The organism is Candidatus Uabimicrobium amorphum, from assembly GCF_009002475.1.
Classification (GTDB): domain Bacteria; phylum Planctomycetota; class Uabimicrobiia; order Uabimicrobiales; family Uabimicrobiaceae; genus Uabimicrobium; species Uabimicrobium amorphum.
On record NZ_AP019860.1, the window covers coordinates 188,277 to 206,254 of the forward strand.

Below are 17,978 nucleotides of genomic sequence, written 5' to 3' on the forward strand. Positions count from 1 at the left end.
AAGTTTAATTAAGAGACGTAATGTCTCTAATTTAAGAGACGGTTCGTCTTTTGTCAAGTTTTTTTTGGAAAAAAGACCTGGCACTTCATTTATTATATATCCTGTTTCATCCCGTTAATCCTGTCAAAAAATAGAATTCAACGGTACCTACTTATTTTTTTTTTTCTCCTCGATGGTTTCTCTGTCAAGTTTTTCTGTCTCGCGACTCGGCGAAGCGAGAGGAGATTCGCGCATAATTTTTGTCGCTCTACGCGATGGCAAATCGAAGAAAGCGGCGACGGTGGAGAATAATTCTTTGGTGTAGTTGAGAAATTGAGTTTTTGACGCGTCTTTGCTGAGTTTGTCGAGCATTCCTTCACTGTTCATACGTCTCTCGACCATTCTCTCTATTAGCATGGACAGTAGATGTGGTTTGCGATCGAGTAGTTCTTTCATGCTTCCTTTTGGCACTTTAATGACGACACAGTTGGTGACAGCTTCCACAGATGCGGAACGGCATTTTCCGGTGAGTAGGGACATTTCGCCAAATTCTGTTCCTGCAGAAAGTTCGGCGACGGCTTGATTGGTTCCGGTGTGGTCCTTCTTTAAGACGCGAAGCATTCCATAGGCGATGACGAAAAGTGCTGTGGCCTCGTCTCCTTCGACAATGACCATCTCTCCTGGATAGTATTCCTTTTTCTCTGAGTTGATACTTATGATACGTAGGTCGTCGTCAGAGAGAGACTTAAATAGATGTGCCCTACGTAGATATGTTTCTAACCTTGGTGTTTGTATATTAATTTTGGGTTCTTCGAGTTTGTTGATTTCTATGCGCGTTTCTGATGGAGCGATTCCGTGGATAATTAGTGTGTTTTGAATTCTTAGTAGTAGCTCATTTTTTCCGTACCAGTGTGCGGCGTGGTCTTCAAAGTAAACTTGTATTTTGTATTTGTAAGGACGGGATGTTATGTCATGTATGGTAACGACAGGAGCGGGATATTTGAGTACTTTTTCACAACGCAGAGCGGCTTGGGTAAGTAGTTCTAAAGCTACGTTTGGCGAAACTTCTCCGTCGATGTCAATGTAGTACCATTCGGAATATTTATTGTCGAGAATGGTGTGGTTGTGTACGGCATTGCTTGTGGCCATGTCGTTGGGAATAATATAGATGCCATTTTTGCGCGACCATAGGCGTGTGGTACGCCATGTGATGTCGATAACGCGCCCGCTCATTCCATTGGGGAGTTCAATCCAATCACCGACGCGGTAGGGCTTTTCTACGGCGATGACAAGGCCAGCGAAAACGTTAGAAATGAGGCTTTGTAGTGCCAGACCTAAAACCCCGGCAATAATCCCTGTGGGAATCAATAGACTGGCTAGGGCTTTTTTGTACACTACGGTTAGTATTATATAGAAAGTCGCAAAGTATACCAGTGCCGAAAAAAAGCCGGTTAGGAGACGTGGGCATTCTTCTCCGGTTAATTTTTTGAAGAAAGCGGTCCAAATAAAGATTTCCATTCCGCGGCAAAAAAACCAGGCAAAGAGAAGCCACAAGAAGCTATTGGTGACATTACGTGTTGTCAAGTATACTTGCGCATTGCCACCAAAAAAGTTGTACACGAATATATCGATCATCGAAATAAGCGTTGGCAAACAAATGAGATCTATTAGCCATACCTGTTTTTGCAGTTTTCTGCGAAAAAATACAAAGTCAACAACACGCACAAGTAAAAATAGCGCGAAACATCCTACGGCAATCACCACAACGAAAAATACATGAAATATGTCTGGAGAGATGTCCAGCAATTTTAAAATGTCTACTAACATAATTTTGTTCCAAAAAATCTATCACTTTGCAATCGTGTGCAACAAGTTACTTAAGCTTTACTGATAAAGGCGAGTATTTTTTCACGATAAAGGTGCGCCAAGGCGCTTAAGACAACGGGCAAAATACAACACAGTAAGAAGAAAAAAGCCATGGAAGATAGGGAAATTTGCATCCACGAAGCCAATTGACTAAAATCCATCCAGTGTCCACCGCCTTTGGCGTTGCCGTACTGAATTCGGTAAGACTCCACATAAGCTAGTCGATAGGCAAAACGCATATCGTAAAAGACAATAAAAAATCCCAACATGCTGTATAGTGGTTGTTCTATTTTGTGAATGACGGCACTACCGCTTAGTCCACGATAGAGGAAAATACCGGCAATGATCAGTTCTGTTCCATGGCCCATAAACAAGATGATTTGTTGATGTATGCTGGTGAACGCGCAAAAAGAGTAAACGATAATCGCGACAACCGCCGCTTTCAAAAGGCGCGGATAGTTCGAAATTTTTAAGAGTCCTACGGCAAATAAAAGATAGATGATAAATATAAAAAAAGTACTACGCGATTGGATTGTGGTAACACCACCACCGTAGCGAAAGTCAAACGCAGGTATGGACGGGTAAGAAAATAAAATTCCAAAAGCGGCATGTCCCATTTCATGAACTAAAATGATGAGGTTACTGAATATAAATGTCACAAACGGAAATGCAAATACAACTAATGCACCAACAAAGCCAATGGCGGTGGACTGCATTCCTTCTTTGGAAATATTGTTCATTTGAATTACTTTCTATTTTTAGTATCGTTGGGTATTCGTTTTCAGATTGGTGCCCTCACCATCGAATACGTAGTTACAGCTATCGCTGCAAACTACTATTCTCATGCCTCTCCCACGGGGAGAGGCGTAACACGTCTTAATTTCTTTTATTGTTTTGAATTATGCGTATTTAAAATTTGGTTCGCAAATCAAGTGAATTTTGTTTTTTACAAAATAGAAGCATTACGCCTCTCCCTGTGGGAGAGGCATGAGAATCAAGGCTTTTAGCGAAGCTAAAGCCTTAAATTCGATGGTGAGGGCATCAATACGAAGAAAACCACTCTTTCACAACACCCTATTTTTGTAAATCAATACATATTTTACCAAAATGTGCGGCGCTCTCCATGTATTCAAATGCCTGTATTGTCTCGGAAAAGGCAAATGTTTTATCAATAACTGGTTGCAATTTGTGGTGTGCGATGGCTTTATTCATACTCTCAAAACAACTACGCGAACCTACAAGAATACCGCTCATATTGATTTTATTCATGATAATCGGCAACAAGTTGATTTCATTTTTTATTCCCGAAAGAATTCCAATGACAGCGATCGTGGCTCCGGGACGACATACTTTAAGAGATTGTTCTAAAGTTTTCGCACCTCCAAGCTCAATAACAATATCTACTTGACCTACACAATCGCGAACAGCGCGGCTCCATTTGGGAGTGGTGCGATAGTTAATAGTGTGCGATGCTCCCATCTCTTTTACTTTTTGCAATTTTTCATCACTGCTGGAGAGTACCACGGTTTCGGCACCGCAGATTTTCGAAAACTGTAAAGCGAAAAGTGCGACCCCTCCAGTCCCTTGAATGAGAACCTTATCACCCGCTTTTATTTTTGCCACCTCTACGAGAGCATTCCACGCCGTGACGGCAGCACAGGGTAAGGTAGACGCTTCTACAGCGTTTAAGTGTTTAGGAGCTTTCATTACATGAGAACTTTTGGCAACAAAGCGTTGTGTTAAAGCTCCATGGATTGGTCCACCCATAGTGCCGCGCATTTGTGTTGTTGTTGGTGTTCCCGATTGCCAGTAAGGAGCAAAAACTGTTGTGACGAAGTCACCTACGGCAACATCACAGACGTCTTTACCGGTGGCAGTGACAACACCGGCGCCATCGGAACAAGGTACTAGCGGTAAGGGTTGTTTGGGATCGTATAGCCCTTTTACCATTAACAAATCTCGGTAATTTAGAGATGCGGCATGCATAGAAACTTCAATTTCGTCGTCGTGAATCGGTTTTTCACTGCAATCGTTAAACTTAAGTTGTTGTAGGCCAAAACTCTCTTGTATTTGTATAGATCTCATATTGTAAAAGCTCCAAATGAAAAATAAACTTTTTTTTAACACATGTCTAATTGTTTGGTAGAATGTAAATGTATTTCGTTTTTGTTACGAATGACCGTGTCCAACAGCGAGCTGTTGTTTTATCAAAATGAAACTACTTCAACTTGCTGTTGGAATTGTACAATTTGGTCGTGTAAAGTTTTGTTCAATTATCACTTACGGTCAAAATTACAAAACCATTTTGTTTTGTAGTTCCAGACAAGGTTAACAATTATAACCATAATTTTTTGTTTTTCCGCTATAAATACAAATTACTCTAATTGGCTTGCGGGTGCTCTGTGTAGAAAAACTCACCAATTCTTTATTTTCGAATTTTAGGAATTTAAATATATGATTTTTTTTCATGGAACATCTGAAAATTTTTTAAAAGATATTAAAAAAAATGGTTTGCGCAGCGTTACCGATGATCAGTGGCTTACGGAAATCACCGGAGAAAAATTCTGTTGTATTGCTAGTAAACCGAATGCTGGAGAAGGAGGAAGTCCTTCTTATTTTGCGGTACAAGGGGCAAGAGATCGCAACTGTGATGGCTATCTAGTTGTGATTGACATTGAAGAAAATAGTGATTTTTTGGCCATACTTGATAACAAAGTACTGGATGACTACGTGCGTTTTCATTTCTTTGTACGTGAAGAATTTCGCAAGGTGGGATACGCTTTGTACAAGGTATGGAAGAAAAAATCGTACCCTCATCCAAAAAAACGCAAAGCAAAAGAAAGCGATGCGATTATTTTTAACGCATATGATCAACGTGGCTATTACAAAGATTTGCGCAAACAAGACGAACGCTTTATGTTCGATATTCTCGGAGTGGAAGTAAGCGACGAATTTGTCGATTTTATTGAGCATGTAGGCTTCGGTGAACCATTTTACCACTTTTTGCAAATTCACTTTAGTAACATAGAGGAAAGTGAATACATAGAATTGAACGCACAGTACGAAGATCACTGTGCATTTTGGTGCAATTTTTACAGCAAATTTCCTTTGAACATCAGTGAAAAAAAATGGCAGTATGTCAATGAGTGGTTTTCTCCCGAATGGTTGAAAAAACGTCGCTTAGAGAAAGCGAATCGCAACAGTCAGGTTCTCGTGAAGTCTGTTGCCCCAGAGCTCATCGTTGGATTTATCCATATAGCTTCACCATCGGGGTTTATCAAAAAATTTCGTCCTAGCAAAGCAAAAGGGGGAAGCTTTTCGCAAATGGTATGGCGCGAAGTTTTTCAGATGACGAGTTAGCCACTGACATTTCCCTAATAAAAATAGAGACTCTAAGAGCTAGCTCTCTTGATCTTTGTATAAAATTTGATTATACTCTTAGGGCAAATCATCGGTAAACATTTTAAAAAACAGATGATTTGCCCTAAACAAATAAACTTTGATCGTAATCACTCGTCTTATGAAGAGGTGGTTTGTTTTACCACACTCTTTAAACTGGCAAAATGACTTTGTCCAGTGCTTTATCACTGAATAAAATCGGCTCAGGCAGAAAGGGGTGCCAAAGAAAATGGCTCGCGCTGTAGGAATTGATATTGGTTCGAAAAGTCTAAAAATCATTCAACTAGAAACAAGTGCAGGTAAAATACGTGTGACGCACTTTTTCGATTTAGAACTTTCGTTTGGGGAAGATGAGCAAGCCAACTCTAATTTATTAATAGAAGCGATTCATACTATTTTTAAAGAGAACGCTCTTGATCGCAACAATGTAATTTTATCTCTTCCCACACAAGATAGTATTTTGCGCGAGATTACCGTTGATTTTTCGCAAGATGAACACATTAAAAAGATTATAAAATACGAAGCGGAAAAATATTTACACTCATACCCCATCGAGCAAGTGATCATTGATTACGCAAAATTAAACACCGATGACAAAAGATCGCGTTTGTTTGTGGCTGCTGTTCCCAAGGTAATCCTTTCGCAAAGATTGGGAATTTTGGAAACATGTGGGATTGACCCTATTTCGGTAGACCTAGATATTACAGCCATTGCAAATATTTCGGCGTTGTGCCCTTCGGTAATGAAGAGAGAAATGGTGCTGATTATCGACTTTGGAGCAAGTGCGACGAAGTTGATATTTATGAATAAAAATGACATGAAGCACGTTCGCGCCATCCGTTTGGGAGCAAACCTTCGCGACGATGAGCCTGTGGAAGGCGAAGGTAAATTAAATGCGTCTACTGATGGTACGGACGAAGAATGGAACGATATTGATTGGGATTTGGAAAGTGAGTTGATCGTGACACTTCCCGTCCCCGATGGTATGCGTTCAGATCGCATGTTTCTCGTGCATCAATCCGATGAGAAAGAAGACCAAGGGCAACGAAAATCCGAAGTTTTTGATCGCTTAGTGAAAGAAATTCGCCGTACGATGCTTACCTTGCAATTGGAACATCCCATAGAACTTATTTGTCTGACTGGTGGTGGATCTCAACTTCAAGGAATTGCCGAGTTTTTAAAAGAAAATCTAAAAATTGACACCACTTTTCTCAACTATTCGAAAAGTATTCACCTTGCAGATGACACTAGTCGCGAAGTTTTATATAGCGGTAGTGTGGCATTAGGTTGTGCATTAAAAGGCTTGGGAAAAAATAAGATCGACATGGATTTTCGCAAGGAAGAGTACGCCTATACCAAGCGTTTTGAGATGATGAAATTTCCTTTGGCAGTACTTGTGACGATTGTTTTATTACTACTTTTGGTGACAGGGTATGGCATCCAAGAAAGCCGCATCGCCGCGCAAAAAAAATATGACGAGCTTTGCAGTAACGGCGAAAAAATATTGAAACGCACACTACCTGGAACTAGAGTGCCCGCGAAGAATGCGGATTTTCTATATCGAATTCTGAAAAAAATGCGTGGTGTTCTCGCCGATGGGGCAGGAGAGCTTCCTGAGGTAAAAAGTGCTTTCACGCGCTGGAAGGATATTAGTGAACAATTTGCGGAAGTGCGCCGTCGTACATATATTGTTGTCACGGAGTTACGTATAGACCAAAATGATGGTACCATTGGCGGTTTTCTTGGACAAAATGATAGTCCTCTGGATTATATGCGTAGACGTATCAATAGTATTGAGGAAATTGATCCCATCAAAACAAATTTTACGGACAATGAAATCGTGCGTAGTCCTCCAATTTCCGAGTTGCCTCGTGAGTACAAAATGGAGTTTTATTACAAAGAAAATGAAGAGGATGAATAAGTATGGACTCGAGTGAAGGTTATGATAGCTATAAAATTTACATAGGGATGATGGGGGTATTGTGTATCCTAGCCACGGGTTGGCTAATATACAACTATTTATCTTATTCCTCCTATGTGAGCAGCTTTGATACAGGAATTCGCGATTATAAAAAGATCGTGGCCTTAGAACCACAAATGCCACCGCCTGCAGAAAGTGATGATGAAGAGGACCCCAACGCCCCTGTCGTACCAGACGTACCTGTTATTCAAAAGACGTTTACTTTCTTCAAACGCACTGTTCCGGGAATTACACCCGAACGTGTTGAAGGACCTGAATTGGAAAAAGAAAACGAAGATGATATTGCGTTTATTGATCGCAGTTACAACATCGGTTTCCGCTCTATTAGCCGTGAAAAGCTGTCACGGTATATTTTCTACATAAAAGAGCGTGCTTTGGCACTTAAAGTAAACCTCGTGGTGAAAAGTTTAGAGATGGACAAGGTGGAAAGTGCGCGCCCTTACGAAGATCAATGGAAAGTGGAGTTGGTTTTTGTACATCGTGTACCTGACGATGATGAGGATGAATAATTGTGAGCGAAGATAAAAAACGCGTGGAAGAACGTCAACATTATATGATGGCGTGGTTTTGTAGCGTATTGCTGTTTTTTCTATTAGGTGGTTGGTTTTTATCTACGGCAACAAATGCATTATTTCTCGCAAATGGTATGTGGGCAATACTTTTGTTTTTGTATGCTCTTTGCAGTGCGAGTTATCATTGCTACTATCGTATATTCCCATATGTCGGAGAGAGGCGTTTACTCATTTTTGCTGACCTCGCATTTATTTTTGTTTGTACACTCCTTCAGTTTCCCATATTTGTCATTCTGATTTTACTTAACACGCAAATTACTCTTTTACTTCTTTCCATTCGTTTAGAAACTCCTGCCCCTAAAAAGTTATTTTTGAGTTATTTGCTACTCCTTATTGTACTGTGCTTAGTTCTTAGTGAAACGGTGACACACAAAATGATTTCTTTTGTCGTACTATTTTGTGGCGAGTCCATCTTCATTTTGAGCTTATGGTATGGATTTGCATTTCTTTTGGAAAACAATAATGTTGTATGGCGCAATAAAATAAGAGAAATTCAGGAAAATCGTATTGTCGATTATTTTGCGCAGCATAAAGAATTGCGTTCGTTACAAAAAGCTTCTAATACCGCAAGTAAAGGTCTCAAACATCAACAAAGATCTCTACTTCTCTATAAAAATTTTTATAAAATATTGCGTGATCCGCAACAGTATACGATTTATCAAAATCTATGTCCCGATTCTTTAGGGGAAATTTTTTCACTAGAGAGCAAAAACTTAGTTGTTGATAACAGCCGTGAAATAAAAATAGAAGAGTATTTAAATGAAATTCATCAAAATTTACCGCACGAAGCACAGCAACTGAAAATACAACGCGATGATAATGTTGACGAGATGATAACGCTTCCTCTTGAGCCAGGTATGTCCTGGATTTTTTACCAATGGTTGTACTTCTTTAACGATGACAAAGAGTTATTTGTGGTCATTTCGGATGACGATGAGACTCTTAGCTTCAAATGTATTGCTAAGGCCAATATTTCTCCGTCTTCTTGTGATGAAGATACCTGCCCTGAGTGCGGAAAAAAGGTACGCTCATTATACAGTGTTTATCTGAAAGATCTTGCTTGTTCGCAGTGTTGCCGCAAAATTTTAGAAAACAGAGTGCGTGGAGACGCCATCGAGTTAGAAATGGTGAAAAAAATTCTAAGTTACTACAAAATGGGAAGTATTCAGTGTGGTATATCGAGTTGGGATAACCATGAATATTTCATTACCGTACAAGTAAAAAAAGTTAGCTATGAAAAAAATGAAACGTCGCAATAAACAAATTCAAGTAAGAAAATTTAGCAAATGGTGTAAACGAGTTTGTCAAAGAATTCGTAGCATTCATTCATTTTCAACTCATACAGCTTTGCAACTTCATTTTTTGAGAAATCCTCAAAAAGATACGCCGGGCCTTTGCATTGAATATACAACGGAAAAAATATTTTCGATTGCTGCAAATGGACAAGTCGAAGAAGTTGGCAGAGTTTTTGTCGAAGGAAATAACGAAGGTATTATTGCTGATATTTTACGGGATGATTACGATTTACTGTAATGCTTTTTTCGTTTTGCGCTTTCGACTTTTTGGTGCATTGAGTTCGCGAACAATCAGATTGAGCTGTTCTATTTTACAACTAATGGTATAAATTTGTTCGTTATAGTCATCTAAAATATCCTGTAGTTCTATGTATCTCTCGATCAATACCGCCTTTTGTTCTTCAAATTCGCTTATTTTTTCTAGACGCTTTTTCTTTGGCATCTTTTTCAACTGAGTCAAATCAATTTCTTCGGTAAAATTCATTGCTTTTCTCCGTTTTAAAATTGGTTGTTGTTTTGATTTCTATTTTTAAACTAATTCCAGGTTGTCATCATTTTCCAGGTTGTCATCATTGTCCAGGTTGTTTTGTAGTTCCAGAGAACCGTTCCCTGAAGTAAACTTCAGTTTTATTAAAACGGAACTACCCACAAGGTGTCATTCCTGCGAAAGCAGGAATCCACAATATAAAGTAAACTTTAAAGCGCCTGGATCCCTGATCAAGTCAGGGATAACACTACCGATGGTAGCTTTGTAGTTCCAGAGAACACTCTAATAGTCAGGAATGACACCTAATAGTTAGAATGGCACTCTAATAGTTAGATGACTACGCAGTTCTAACCTTTGCTTTCGGCCAGTTCTCCTAGAATTTTTATTCCTTCTGCAATTTTTTCGTCGCTTACCGCAAATGAAATTCTAAAATGGGTGTCGCGGTTACTAAAGGCTTTTCCAGGTATCACTAACATATTCTTCGCAATGGCAGCTTCGCAAAATTCGGAGCCTGTTCCCCACGGCGTTTGTGGATAGATGTAGAATGATCCACTTGGTTTTTCTACGGTAAACCCCTTATTTTTTAAACCTTCATATATCATATCTCTTTTCTTGCGGTACTCATCTATGTATGGCGTCATATCTACATCAAAAGCATCGTTACATGCATATTGAGCTACGGACGGTGCACACACAAACGAAAATTGTTGCAAGGTGGTCATTTTCTCCATGATTTCTTTGTTGCCAGCGGCATATCCCATACGCCACCCTGTCATTCCGTAACTTTTTGAAAAACCATCTAGAAGTATGGTTTTTTCAGGGTAATATGTATAGATGGAGTCGTAACTACCTTCGTAGAGAAAAGAGCTATAAATTTCATCCGAAATCACAATAATATCATTTTTTTTGGCGATTTCGGCCACTTCTTGGAGATCTTGCTTTTTAAACAGAACTCCTGTGGGGTTTGAAGGGCTGTTGATGAAAATAATCTTTGTTTTTTCTGAGATTAACGCGGCTATTTTTTGCGGTCGTAATTGAAAATCTGGGTACAAGTCGTAGTATTTGGGTATGCCTCCGGTAAGCTCAACCAGGTTTTTATACATGACAAAATACGGATCTGGTATGATAACTTCATCTCCCGGATTTATGAGCACCATGAGTGACAATAAAATTCCTCCCGATACTCCCGATGTCACAAAACATTCTTCTGGACATACTCCTCGTGTTTGCGAAATTTGTTTTTTGATATTCTCGCGTAGCGTTGGTATTCCCTGAGTGACTGTATAACTATTTTGTCCTTCGCGAATTGCTTGTATCGCCGCATTTTTTATTTTTTCAGGAACATCGAAATCCGGTTGCCCTATGGAAAAATTAACGGGATCTTCCAAGGAAGCTCCTAAATCGAACACCTTGCGAATTCCCGAAGCGGATAAGTTTTTTACACGATCTGCAAACATAGCTGTACCCCATCAACAAATTTTCTATGTAAAAGAAATTGAGGCACAAAATAACGTGTATTTTGTGCCTCAAAATAAGAGGCGATGTAAGGCGTTTTGTCGATCAAGCGACATGAAACGAACGCCTCATATAAAAATAAGAAGACTGCTTTTGTTACTTCTTTTTCTTTAGTGTAACGCCGGTTTTGGTTTTTGGCAATCCATAAACAGATTTGCCTTCTTCCCAACGACCTTCTTTTGCCAAAATAGCCAGACGTTCTTCTCTTTTTAACACGTTACGTACTTTATTCGCACCTGACTTAATACGTAGACTTTTATGAATAGTCATGAAAAATACCTCATAATAATTGTTTCTTAATGTTGTCTATGGGAGACATCGATTTAATATTCTTAAGGGCAATAGTATTATTTTTTGTGCAATTTTTCAAGTTTTTTTCCCGCATTTGCTAAAGTTTCCTCATCTTTGCAAAAACAAAATCGCACATAATTTTTTGCAAGGTGACGATGAGACGCACTATAAAAAAAGCTCGGCGGAATGGCTGTTACCCCTACTTCCTTGGTTAAGTATTCACAAAAAGCAACATCATCAGAAAAATTGTAATCGCTATGATCTGCCATGATAAAATAAGTAGCATTTGGTTTACATACCTGCAAGTTACTTTTTTGCAAGCAGTTGATGAGTAAGTCGCGTTTTTGCTGGTACTCTTGTTGCATTGTGGTGAAGAAATCGTTTTGTTGCGCTTTTTCAATCGCTTTGGCGATACCATATTGTAAAGGTGTTGCTACAGAAAATGATATCCATTGTCTTGCCTCGCAGATCGCTTGAATCCACTTATCATTGGCAATAATCCACCCTATTTTCCAGCCCGTCACACCAAAAGTTTTACCAGCACTCGAAATGGTGATGGTATGTTCGGCCATCCCTTCCATATTTGCCATACGCTGATGTTGATTATTGTCGAAGATCATGTATTCATATACTTCATCGCATACAGCAAGCACATTATATTTTAAACATAGTTGTGCGATGAAAGATAGCTCTTCTGTTGTAAATATTTTTCCACAAGGGTTATGTGGTGTGTTGATAAAAATAAGTTTGGTGTTGTTGTTAAACAATTTTTCCAATTCGTCGCGATCAAATACCCATTCATCGTTTTCGTAAGTAAGAGGGATGTATACTGGCGTGCCTCCTGCCATCTTAATTGATGCTGGATAAGAATCGTAGAATGGCTCAAAGAGAATAACTTCGTCTCCTTCTTCTACGAAAGCTTGACAGGTGGCAAAGATTGCCTCTGTTGCTCCGACAGTAACTGTAATGTTTTTTGCCGGATCAATTGGATTTGAAAACTGCGGCGAATATAGATTTGCAATTGCCTGTGTTAAAAGGGGTAGTCCACTGCTCGGAGCATATTGATTTAAATTTTTGTGAATACCTTCTTGGGCAAATTCTTTTATAAAGGAGGCGCAAGGCATATTTGGAAATCCTTGCCCGAGATTGATTGCATTGTACTCTTTTGCCAGTGCTGTCATTTGAGCAAAAATAGTCTTCTGAGGTGAGCTAACACGTTTTGCCGTTAACATATATATGCCTTTACCAATAAAAAAAACGGGGAAAAATTCCCCGTTTCGTGTTCTGTAATGAAATTTAGTTAGTAACTGAAATTACTTAACTTCAACTTCTACTCCAAAAACCTTCTTTGTCTTCTTTTCGACTGTGTCAGTTTGTGGATAACGAACAACCATTGTGCAGTCGCCGAATAGGTTGCACTGATCAGCTAGTTGTGTACCTTGATCGCGATTTCCATCACCCCAAAGTTTAAGAGCTGCTAAACGTCCAGCCATTTCTAGTGCACCAAAAGTTTTGTGTTTTCTATTGATGTATGCATTGATGGTCGCTGCTTGCTTATCACAAGGTGGAACCCATGCTTCGTTGGTAGAAGCAGCTTCAACAGCTACTGCACCAGCGTTTGGTTGACGTAACCAAGCTTCTGCGAAACACTCACGACGATCGAATTCGCCGTTAACACATGCAACACTCCAGATAACTGGAAGCATTTCACTGTTACGTAGATTTTTAATGTGAGAATTACTGAAACCGCTAGTTACCCAAGAAGTAGCACTTCCGTGACCGATATAGCAGATAACGTTTACACCATTCTCTAAAGCAGCTGCAACGTCAGAAGCTTTTGCAGAATAACCATAAGCTTTGTAATCTTTTTCATAGCCCATGCCCATTAAGCCTTTTTTGTCAACTTTTTGCTTTTGACCTTTACTGCCACCTCTTAGGATCCAATCCATACGATCTTCATCAGAGTGAGGATAACCTTCGTCACTTGCGATACCTAGAACAGATTTGTTCCACATACCTGGCTTTGCAGACTTTTCGTAACGAATGATTTTGTCGAATTGAACGTCGATTTCTTTAGCGTTGTTACCAGAAATACGAGAGATGAAAGCGTCTTGATAGTTATCATTACCTTCTAGACGAACAAACATTGAATCAGCGTCAGCGTTTTCGTAAGGACCTTGAAGTGTAGGAACTTGTGCGATGTCACCAACAAGTACTACATAACCAAAGTGAGCTGCTTGAAAACGTTGTGCAAGATAGTTTTTGATGTCTTTAGCTGAAGTACTATCATTAACTTCTTTAACAGTTACGGTGTAACCTTTAGCTTCTTTTGTTGCTTTCCAATCGATGAAAGATTGTAGACCAGCGAAAGCATCGTATACAATTACTTCAAGAACTTTGTTGTCTTCTGCAGGTAGTGCATTGTTAGCACCAGCAGGAGCTTGGTAGTTCAAGAAAGCGTTGTTGTATAGAGAAGCAAAGTTTTGAGAAGGAACTCTGGATACAGATAGAGTATTGTTAGCACTAACACCATCAGTTTTGATTGCGACTACTGCTTTTTTGACAACACGCATTTTCATGGTAACATGGTTAACTGTAATAGGCATAACGCTAATGCGAACACCACGTACATCACGCATGATGAATTCTTCACCCATTGTGAATTGTTTACCATCTTCTACATAAAAATTGTTTTGATCATAAACTGGACCAAATTTGTAAGGTACAGTTGCAGGATTAATGTCACGTGTTAAGTGTCCTTTAGAAGGAATAACCCAACCAGGAAGGTCTACTTCAACTTCTTCAGTTGAGATAACTTCCATTTGTGCTGTTCCGTTGTTTGCAATCTGAACAAGTTCAGATATACGTGGCAAGTTAGGACATTCAGCTTTCATATGCCAGCTTGCGTCTGGAATGATGAATTGAATGCAGAATGGCTTCTCGCCTGTTGGATGCTTAACATAACCAATGTGATAACCAGGTAGAGTAAGCTCTAGCTTGGTTAGATTAGGTGTAGATTTTAATACTTTTACCTGAAGACCTTGTGGTGCATCAGAAGAAAGGGCTTGCCACTCAGCAAATGATACTGATGAGAACGCAAAGCACACTACTAGTAGAGCAACTAATAATTTACGTAAACTCATATGTTTAGTAACCTCCGAATATTTTACCAACACAGTGTTGGCAAATTCCATTTCTAGGACATCTAGAAACAGAGAGTTTTATTTTATTTGTAATATTTTCACATGTTATTTTACAAAAACAACATAAGCAAAAATAATACCTAACTATAAAAAAATAGCAAAAATAGCATTGTTCAGCAACGAAAAAATTCTATATTTACTGATATAACAGCAAAATGAAAAAAATTTTTGTGTACAAATTAATTGTGGTTGTTTGTGCAATTGTTGGCACAAACACCTTTCAAAATTGTTACGCTGTGTTACACTGTAACTAAAAGTAACAACTATTTGCCAAAAGACCACGAACCAATTTTCATTTCGCGCTTCATTTCACTTAAGATTTGTCGCGCCTGTACTTCTAAGCCCCTAAACTCCGCAGGCCCTTTGCGATCTACGATCATTTGTAGAACTTCTACTGCCGTTTGTTTGTAGCGCTTAATTTGTATCTTAGCACGCATTTTCTTCAAGGGGTCTCGTAGTTCGTGTAGGTATTTTTTTAGCATTCTTCCCGAATACCCCATCCATATATTTCGTCGTTGCTGGAATGCGCTGCCTTTCTGTGGGGTAAATTTTTGTAAAAATTCATTGTATTTTTTATCGAAAACATTGTGTCCACCTAAGGCTCCCAACTGATTGACGAAAGAAGTCGCTTCGATACCTGCAACATTTGGTTTTGCGTCTATATTCGCAATCGCCAGGCACGGAGAGGTCGCTTGTAAGGTAAAATTGCCTTCGCGGTCATTTGTAAAAACGGGATTGCGTATGTGGTTACTATGGGATTCACCCACATAGGGCAACTGTGCATCAAAAACGGTGTTGTATTGTACTTGTGTGGAGTTACTTTGATTGACAACGCCATAACTTTCCTTACCAATAATGCTGTATACAATATTGTTTTCCACAAGCGTCGAACTGGCACTATCAATATATATACCATATCCGCTACTATTCGTACTTTTTACATGTGCTATCGTATTGTTATACACGCGCACGGCCTTACAATCTTCAATATGTATTGCATAGGCGGGATTATTTTTGGCAATAATACGTCCTACGATGTTGTTGGTAATGATACCGCTACTTTGTTGCATATGGATCGCCATAACTTGTGCGGGGCTATCAACTCCGACATCGTATACAACATTTTGCATTAGCACAACACCAGAGGAATTTTGTATGAAAATAGCCGAAGTATTTTGGATACCCGTGCGCCCTGTGACCCCTTTTATCCAACAGTTTTTTACTAAGGCTCCGCTAGCATTTTTTACCACAACGGGTGTGTGGGAACTGTGAATGGTGATATTTTCCAGCGTTGATTTTGACAGCAATGTAATCGTACCGTTTATTTGAACGCTATTCGGGGATGATCCACGAAACGTAACTCCTGCCGGAATCGTAAAATTACCATAATATTCCCCCGGGGTTAATTCAACAATGTCTCCTGATTTAACACTGCGTAGCGTGCTGTTGATGAGACTTTGTCGCATTTGTTTTTCACCTTTTATTGTGGTGGTTTTTCCTTGCGGTAAATCTTTTTTCCATGTAATTTTCTCGTTGTGCAACTCGACGGCTTTCTCTTTGTTTTCCACTCCACGCCAATCTTGGATAACTTTTTTGGCTATTTGATAGTTATTTTCGTAATATTTGTGTGTGTTCCAACTTGCCGATGTCGCTTGTTTTACGTATTTAAGCCCCTGGCTTAAAATATGTTTTTGTTTGGGATTCCTATATACTTTTTCTACATAGGAAATGAGTATTTCTGTGGCTTGTCGGCTAGAGATATTTGCTAGAACACAAAGCACGCGATTGTCATTTAATGAGTAAATCAACATTTTCTCGATGGCGGGCAGGTAGGGTGTAAAAATAAAGCGTTGCTCTTTGGTTGGTTTGTATTCTTCGAGTGCGTAACAAATGGCTTGTTGTAAACGATTGTCCGATTGATCAAGTTTACGTAGTAACTGTGGGATGACATCTTTGGTATTCTCTGCGTGGCGTAGTACCATGATCATTAATGCTTGGTTCATTGCATTTTTTTCTTGTTGCGCAATCGCAAATAGTTGACTGGCCGAAAATGTCTTACCATTTTTCCACAAAGCCAGTACACATATAAACCTAGCCATTGCCGCATGTTCGTCGCTATCGACGATTTTGTCAATGTTGTCAAAATGTCCTTCTTTGTACATATTGCGAAAGATATGTACAAGGCCCCACCATCTTTGACCAGATGTTTGTTCTAAAAGTTGCGGAATCATTTCCGGCACACATTTGACGTCGACAAATGGTCGATATGAGGTTTCTTTTTGTAGCATGTCGAGAACGGATTTTAAACTACGAAATTTAGCGTTTTCTCGATAGAAAGAAGAATAATAGCTATTATTTGTGGTGGTTACTTCGAGGATTTGTTGAATACAGTTGTCTTTTGCTTGGCGATCCCAGGATTTATAATCAATGGTAATTTTATCTTTATCCTTGATCCACCACGCCACTAATTTTTCTAATTCTTGGGCAGTCTTGTATCGTGTGAATTTAATTTCTTTGCCCGTTAAAATGGTTAGTATTTTCGCGGCATACTGCAGCGAATAATAGTCACGAGAGAATTTTTTGGACATTGTGGACAACATTAAGGGAATTAAAGCTTTTGAGCGAGTTGTTAGTATATTTTTTCCCTTGCCGCGAAACATGTATCGCCAATTGTTTTTTATTTGAATGTGTTTTTCTATTTCTTTTAGTGTTCCGCGCACAGCAGGTTTTTCTTTGGCGAGTAGCTCTTCCCAATCTTGTGCCAGTTGTTCGGCAATCGTCAGTTTTTTCTGTGGAACTTGTATCTGTTGTGGCGCTTTTGGCAAAACGACTTCGGGAGTTTTTTCAGGAGCTTTTGCCATTACCTTTTTCTCTACTTCCGCAAGACGCTTTTCGGGAATAGTTGCTTTTTTTAGCTTGGGCAATTGCAGTACTTTTTCGTCAAAAAACGTTATGTTATCCAACAGTTGATGTTGCCGCGCCTTCGTGACAATGTCTAAGTTTTTTTCGCGTTGTTTGGCGTCGGTGGTTTGCCAAGTTTTTTTTAGCGAAATCCAAATTCGTTGTCTCTCACGTTGTGCTTCATTTTTGACGAAATTTTTGTAGTGGTCAATATTTTTTTGATCGTCAAGTTGATAAGAGCTAACGTAACTCCACGCCTGTGAGTAGAGTTTTTCTTTCACTAAAGAATATGTCACTTCACGTAGTACGCGCAGTTCCATTTCACGTTTTATCTCTTTTCTTTCCCAGAAAGAAATTCCTATCAAAAAACAAATAACTATTAAGAGCCCCCAATAGATACCGTTATTTTTTCTGTATTCCACAATAAACCCCTTTTTGCTGCTGCCACGTAATATAAACCGTTTAAGAACGTAAACACCTTAATTAAAT

Annotated in this window: 14 protein-coding genes; 5 read left to right on the forward strand and 9 right to left on the reverse strand. The window is 39.2% G+C overall.

Features of this window, described 5'->3' with window-relative positions; genetic code table 11:
• Positions 1-147 precede the first annotated feature (147 nt).
• From UABAM_RS00660 to UABAM_RS00670, 3 genes are all read right to left on the reverse strand, one after another.
• Positions 148-1,806 (reverse strand): mechanosensitive ion channel family protein, encoded by a 1,659-nt coding sequence (locus UABAM_RS00660; protein ID WP_151966060.1) that lies wholly within the window; start codon positions 1,804-1,806, stop codon positions 148-150.
• Between the two features lie 50 nt (positions 1,807-1,856).
• The gene (locus tag UABAM_RS00665) at positions 1,857-2,585 is read right to left on the reverse strand and encodes a hypothetical protein (RefSeq protein WP_151966061.1); all 729 of its coding nucleotides are present in this window, start codon (positions 2,583-2,585) and stop codon (positions 1,857-1,859) included.
• Between the two features lie 334 nt (positions 2,586-2,919).
• Entirely contained in the window at positions 2,920-3,930 is a 1,011-nt protein-coding gene (locus UABAM_RS00670) for a zinc-dependent alcohol dehydrogenase family protein (protein ID WP_151966062.1), read from the reverse strand.
• Positions 3,931-4,299: 369 nt separating this feature from the next.
• Here UABAM_RS00670 and UABAM_RS00675 point away from each other — a divergent pair, with 369 nt between their 5' ends.
• From UABAM_RS00675 to UABAM_RS00695, 5 genes are all read left to right on the forward strand, one after another.
• On the forward strand, positions 4,300-5,205 hold the full coding sequence (locus UABAM_RS00675; protein WP_151966063.1) for a hypothetical protein: 906 nt from the start codon (positions 4,300-4,302) through the stop codon (positions 5,203-5,205).
• Between the two features lie 268 nt (positions 5,206-5,473).
• Positions 5,474-7,165: a pilus assembly protein PilM gene (gene pilM, locus UABAM_RS00680; protein ID WP_151966064.1), complete on the forward strand. Its 1,692-nt coding sequence runs from the start codon at positions 5,474-5,476 to the stop codon at positions 7,163-7,165.
• A 2-nt stretch (positions 7,166-7,167) separates the two neighbouring features.
• Positions 7,168-7,734 carry a hypothetical protein gene (locus UABAM_RS00685; protein ID WP_151966065.1) on the forward strand — a complete coding sequence of 189 codons (567 nt, stop codon included), beginning with the start codon at positions 7,168-7,170 and terminating at the stop codon, positions 7,732-7,734.
• A 2-nt stretch (positions 7,735-7,736) separates the two neighbouring features.
• Positions 7,737-9,056, forward strand: coding sequence for a hypothetical protein (locus tag UABAM_RS00690; RefSeq protein ID WP_151966066.1), 1,320 nt, complete (start codon positions 7,737-7,739; stop codon positions 9,054-9,056).
• Positions 9,031-9,330 (forward strand): hypothetical protein, encoded by a 300-nt coding sequence (locus tag UABAM_RS00695; RefSeq protein WP_151966067.1) that lies wholly within the window; start codon positions 9,031-9,033, stop codon positions 9,328-9,330. Before UABAM_RS00690 ends, UABAM_RS00695 begins: the two co-directional genes overlap by 26 nt.
• On the opposite strand, the gene UABAM_RS00700 is transcribed toward UABAM_RS00695, so the two are convergent.
• The 6 genes from UABAM_RS00700 to UABAM_RS00725 form a co-directional block, all read right to left on the reverse strand.
• On the reverse strand, positions 9,322-9,576 hold the full coding sequence (locus UABAM_RS00700; RefSeq protein WP_151966068.1) for a hypothetical protein: 255 nt from the start codon (positions 9,574-9,576) through the stop codon (positions 9,322-9,324). The two genes, UABAM_RS00695 and UABAM_RS00700, sit on opposite strands and share 9 nt — an antisense overlap.
• A gap of 350 nt (positions 9,577-9,926) precedes the next feature.
• Positions 9,927-11,036: a pyridoxal phosphate-dependent aminotransferase gene (locus tag UABAM_RS00705; RefSeq protein ID WP_151966069.1), complete on the reverse strand. Its 1,110-nt coding sequence runs from the start codon at positions 11,034-11,036 to the stop codon at positions 9,927-9,929.
• Positions 11,037-11,190: 154 nt separating this feature from the next.
• Entirely contained in the window at positions 11,191-11,364 is a 174-nt protein-coding gene (locus tag UABAM_RS00710; RefSeq protein WP_151966070.1) for a small basic protein, read from the reverse strand.
• A 77-nt stretch (positions 11,365-11,441) separates the two neighbouring features.
• The gene (locus UABAM_RS00715; RefSeq protein ID WP_151966071.1) at positions 11,442-12,617 is read right to left on the reverse strand and encodes a pyridoxal phosphate-dependent aminotransferase; all 1,176 of its coding nucleotides are present in this window, start codon (positions 12,615-12,617) and stop codon (positions 11,442-11,444) included.
• Positions 12,618-12,698: 81 nt separating this feature from the next.
• On the reverse strand, positions 12,699-14,579 hold the full coding sequence (locus UABAM_RS00720) for a C25 family cysteine peptidase (RefSeq protein ID WP_151966072.1): 1,881 nt from the start codon (positions 14,577-14,579) through the stop codon (positions 12,699-12,701).
• Positions 14,580-14,851: 272 nt separating this feature from the next.
• A complete protein-coding gene (locus tag UABAM_RS00725; protein WP_151966073.1) occupies positions 14,852-17,911 on the reverse strand; it encodes a right-handed parallel beta-helix repeat-containing protein in 3,060 nt (1,019 codons plus the stop codon).
• Between the last annotated feature and the right edge of the window lie 67 nt (positions 17,912-17,978).

What these genes read in the sequence shown, in the direction of transcription:
- UABAM_RS00685 (WP_151966065.1), top strand. Translation starts at nt 7,168, where the DNA reads ATGGACTCGAGTGAAGGTTATGATAGCTATAAAATTTACATAGGGATG.
- UABAM_RS00675 (WP_151966063.1), top strand. Translation starts at nt 4,300, where the DNA reads ATGATTTTTTTTCATGGAACATCTGAAAATTTTTTAAAAGATATTAAA.
- UABAM_RS00710 (WP_151966070.1), bottom strand. Translation starts at nt 11,364, where the DNA reads ATGACTATTCATAAAAGTCTACGTATTAAGTCAGGTGCGAATAAAGTA.
- UABAM_RS00705 (WP_151966069.1), bottom strand. Translation starts at nt 11,036, where the DNA reads ATGTTTGCAGATCGTGTAAAAAACTTATCCGCTTCGGGAATTCGCAAG.
- UABAM_RS00670 (WP_151966062.1), bottom strand. Translation starts at nt 3,930, where the DNA reads ATGAGATCTATACAAATACAAGAGAGTTTTGGCCTACAACAACTTAAG.
- UABAM_RS00660 (WP_151966060.1), bottom strand. Translation starts at nt 1,806, where the DNA reads ATGTTAGTAGACATTTTAAAATTGCTGGACATCTCTCCAGACATATTT.
- UABAM_RS00700 (WP_151966068.1), bottom strand. Translation starts at nt 9,576, where the DNA reads ATGAATTTTACCGAAGAAATTGATTTGACTCAGTTGAAAAAGATGCCA.
- UABAM_RS00695 (WP_151966067.1), top strand. Translation starts at nt 9,031, where the DNA reads ATGAAAAAAATGAAACGTCGCAATAAACAAATTCAAGTAAGAAAATTT.
- UABAM_RS00720 (WP_151966072.1), bottom strand. Translation starts at nt 14,579, where the DNA reads ATGGAATTTGCCAACACTGTGTTGGTAAAATATTCGGAGGTTACTAAA.
- UABAM_RS00665 (WP_151966061.1), bottom strand. Translation starts at nt 2,585, where the DNA reads ATGAACAATATTTCCAAAGAAGGAATGCAGTCCACCGCCATTGGCTTT.
- pilM (WP_151966064.1), top strand. Translation starts at nt 5,474, where the DNA reads ATGGCTCGCGCTGTAGGAATTGATATTGGTTCGAAAAGTCTAAAAATC.
- UABAM_RS00715 (WP_151966071.1), bottom strand. Translation starts at nt 12,617, where the DNA reads ATGTTAACGGCAAAACGTGTTAGCTCACCTCAGAAGACTATTTTTGCT.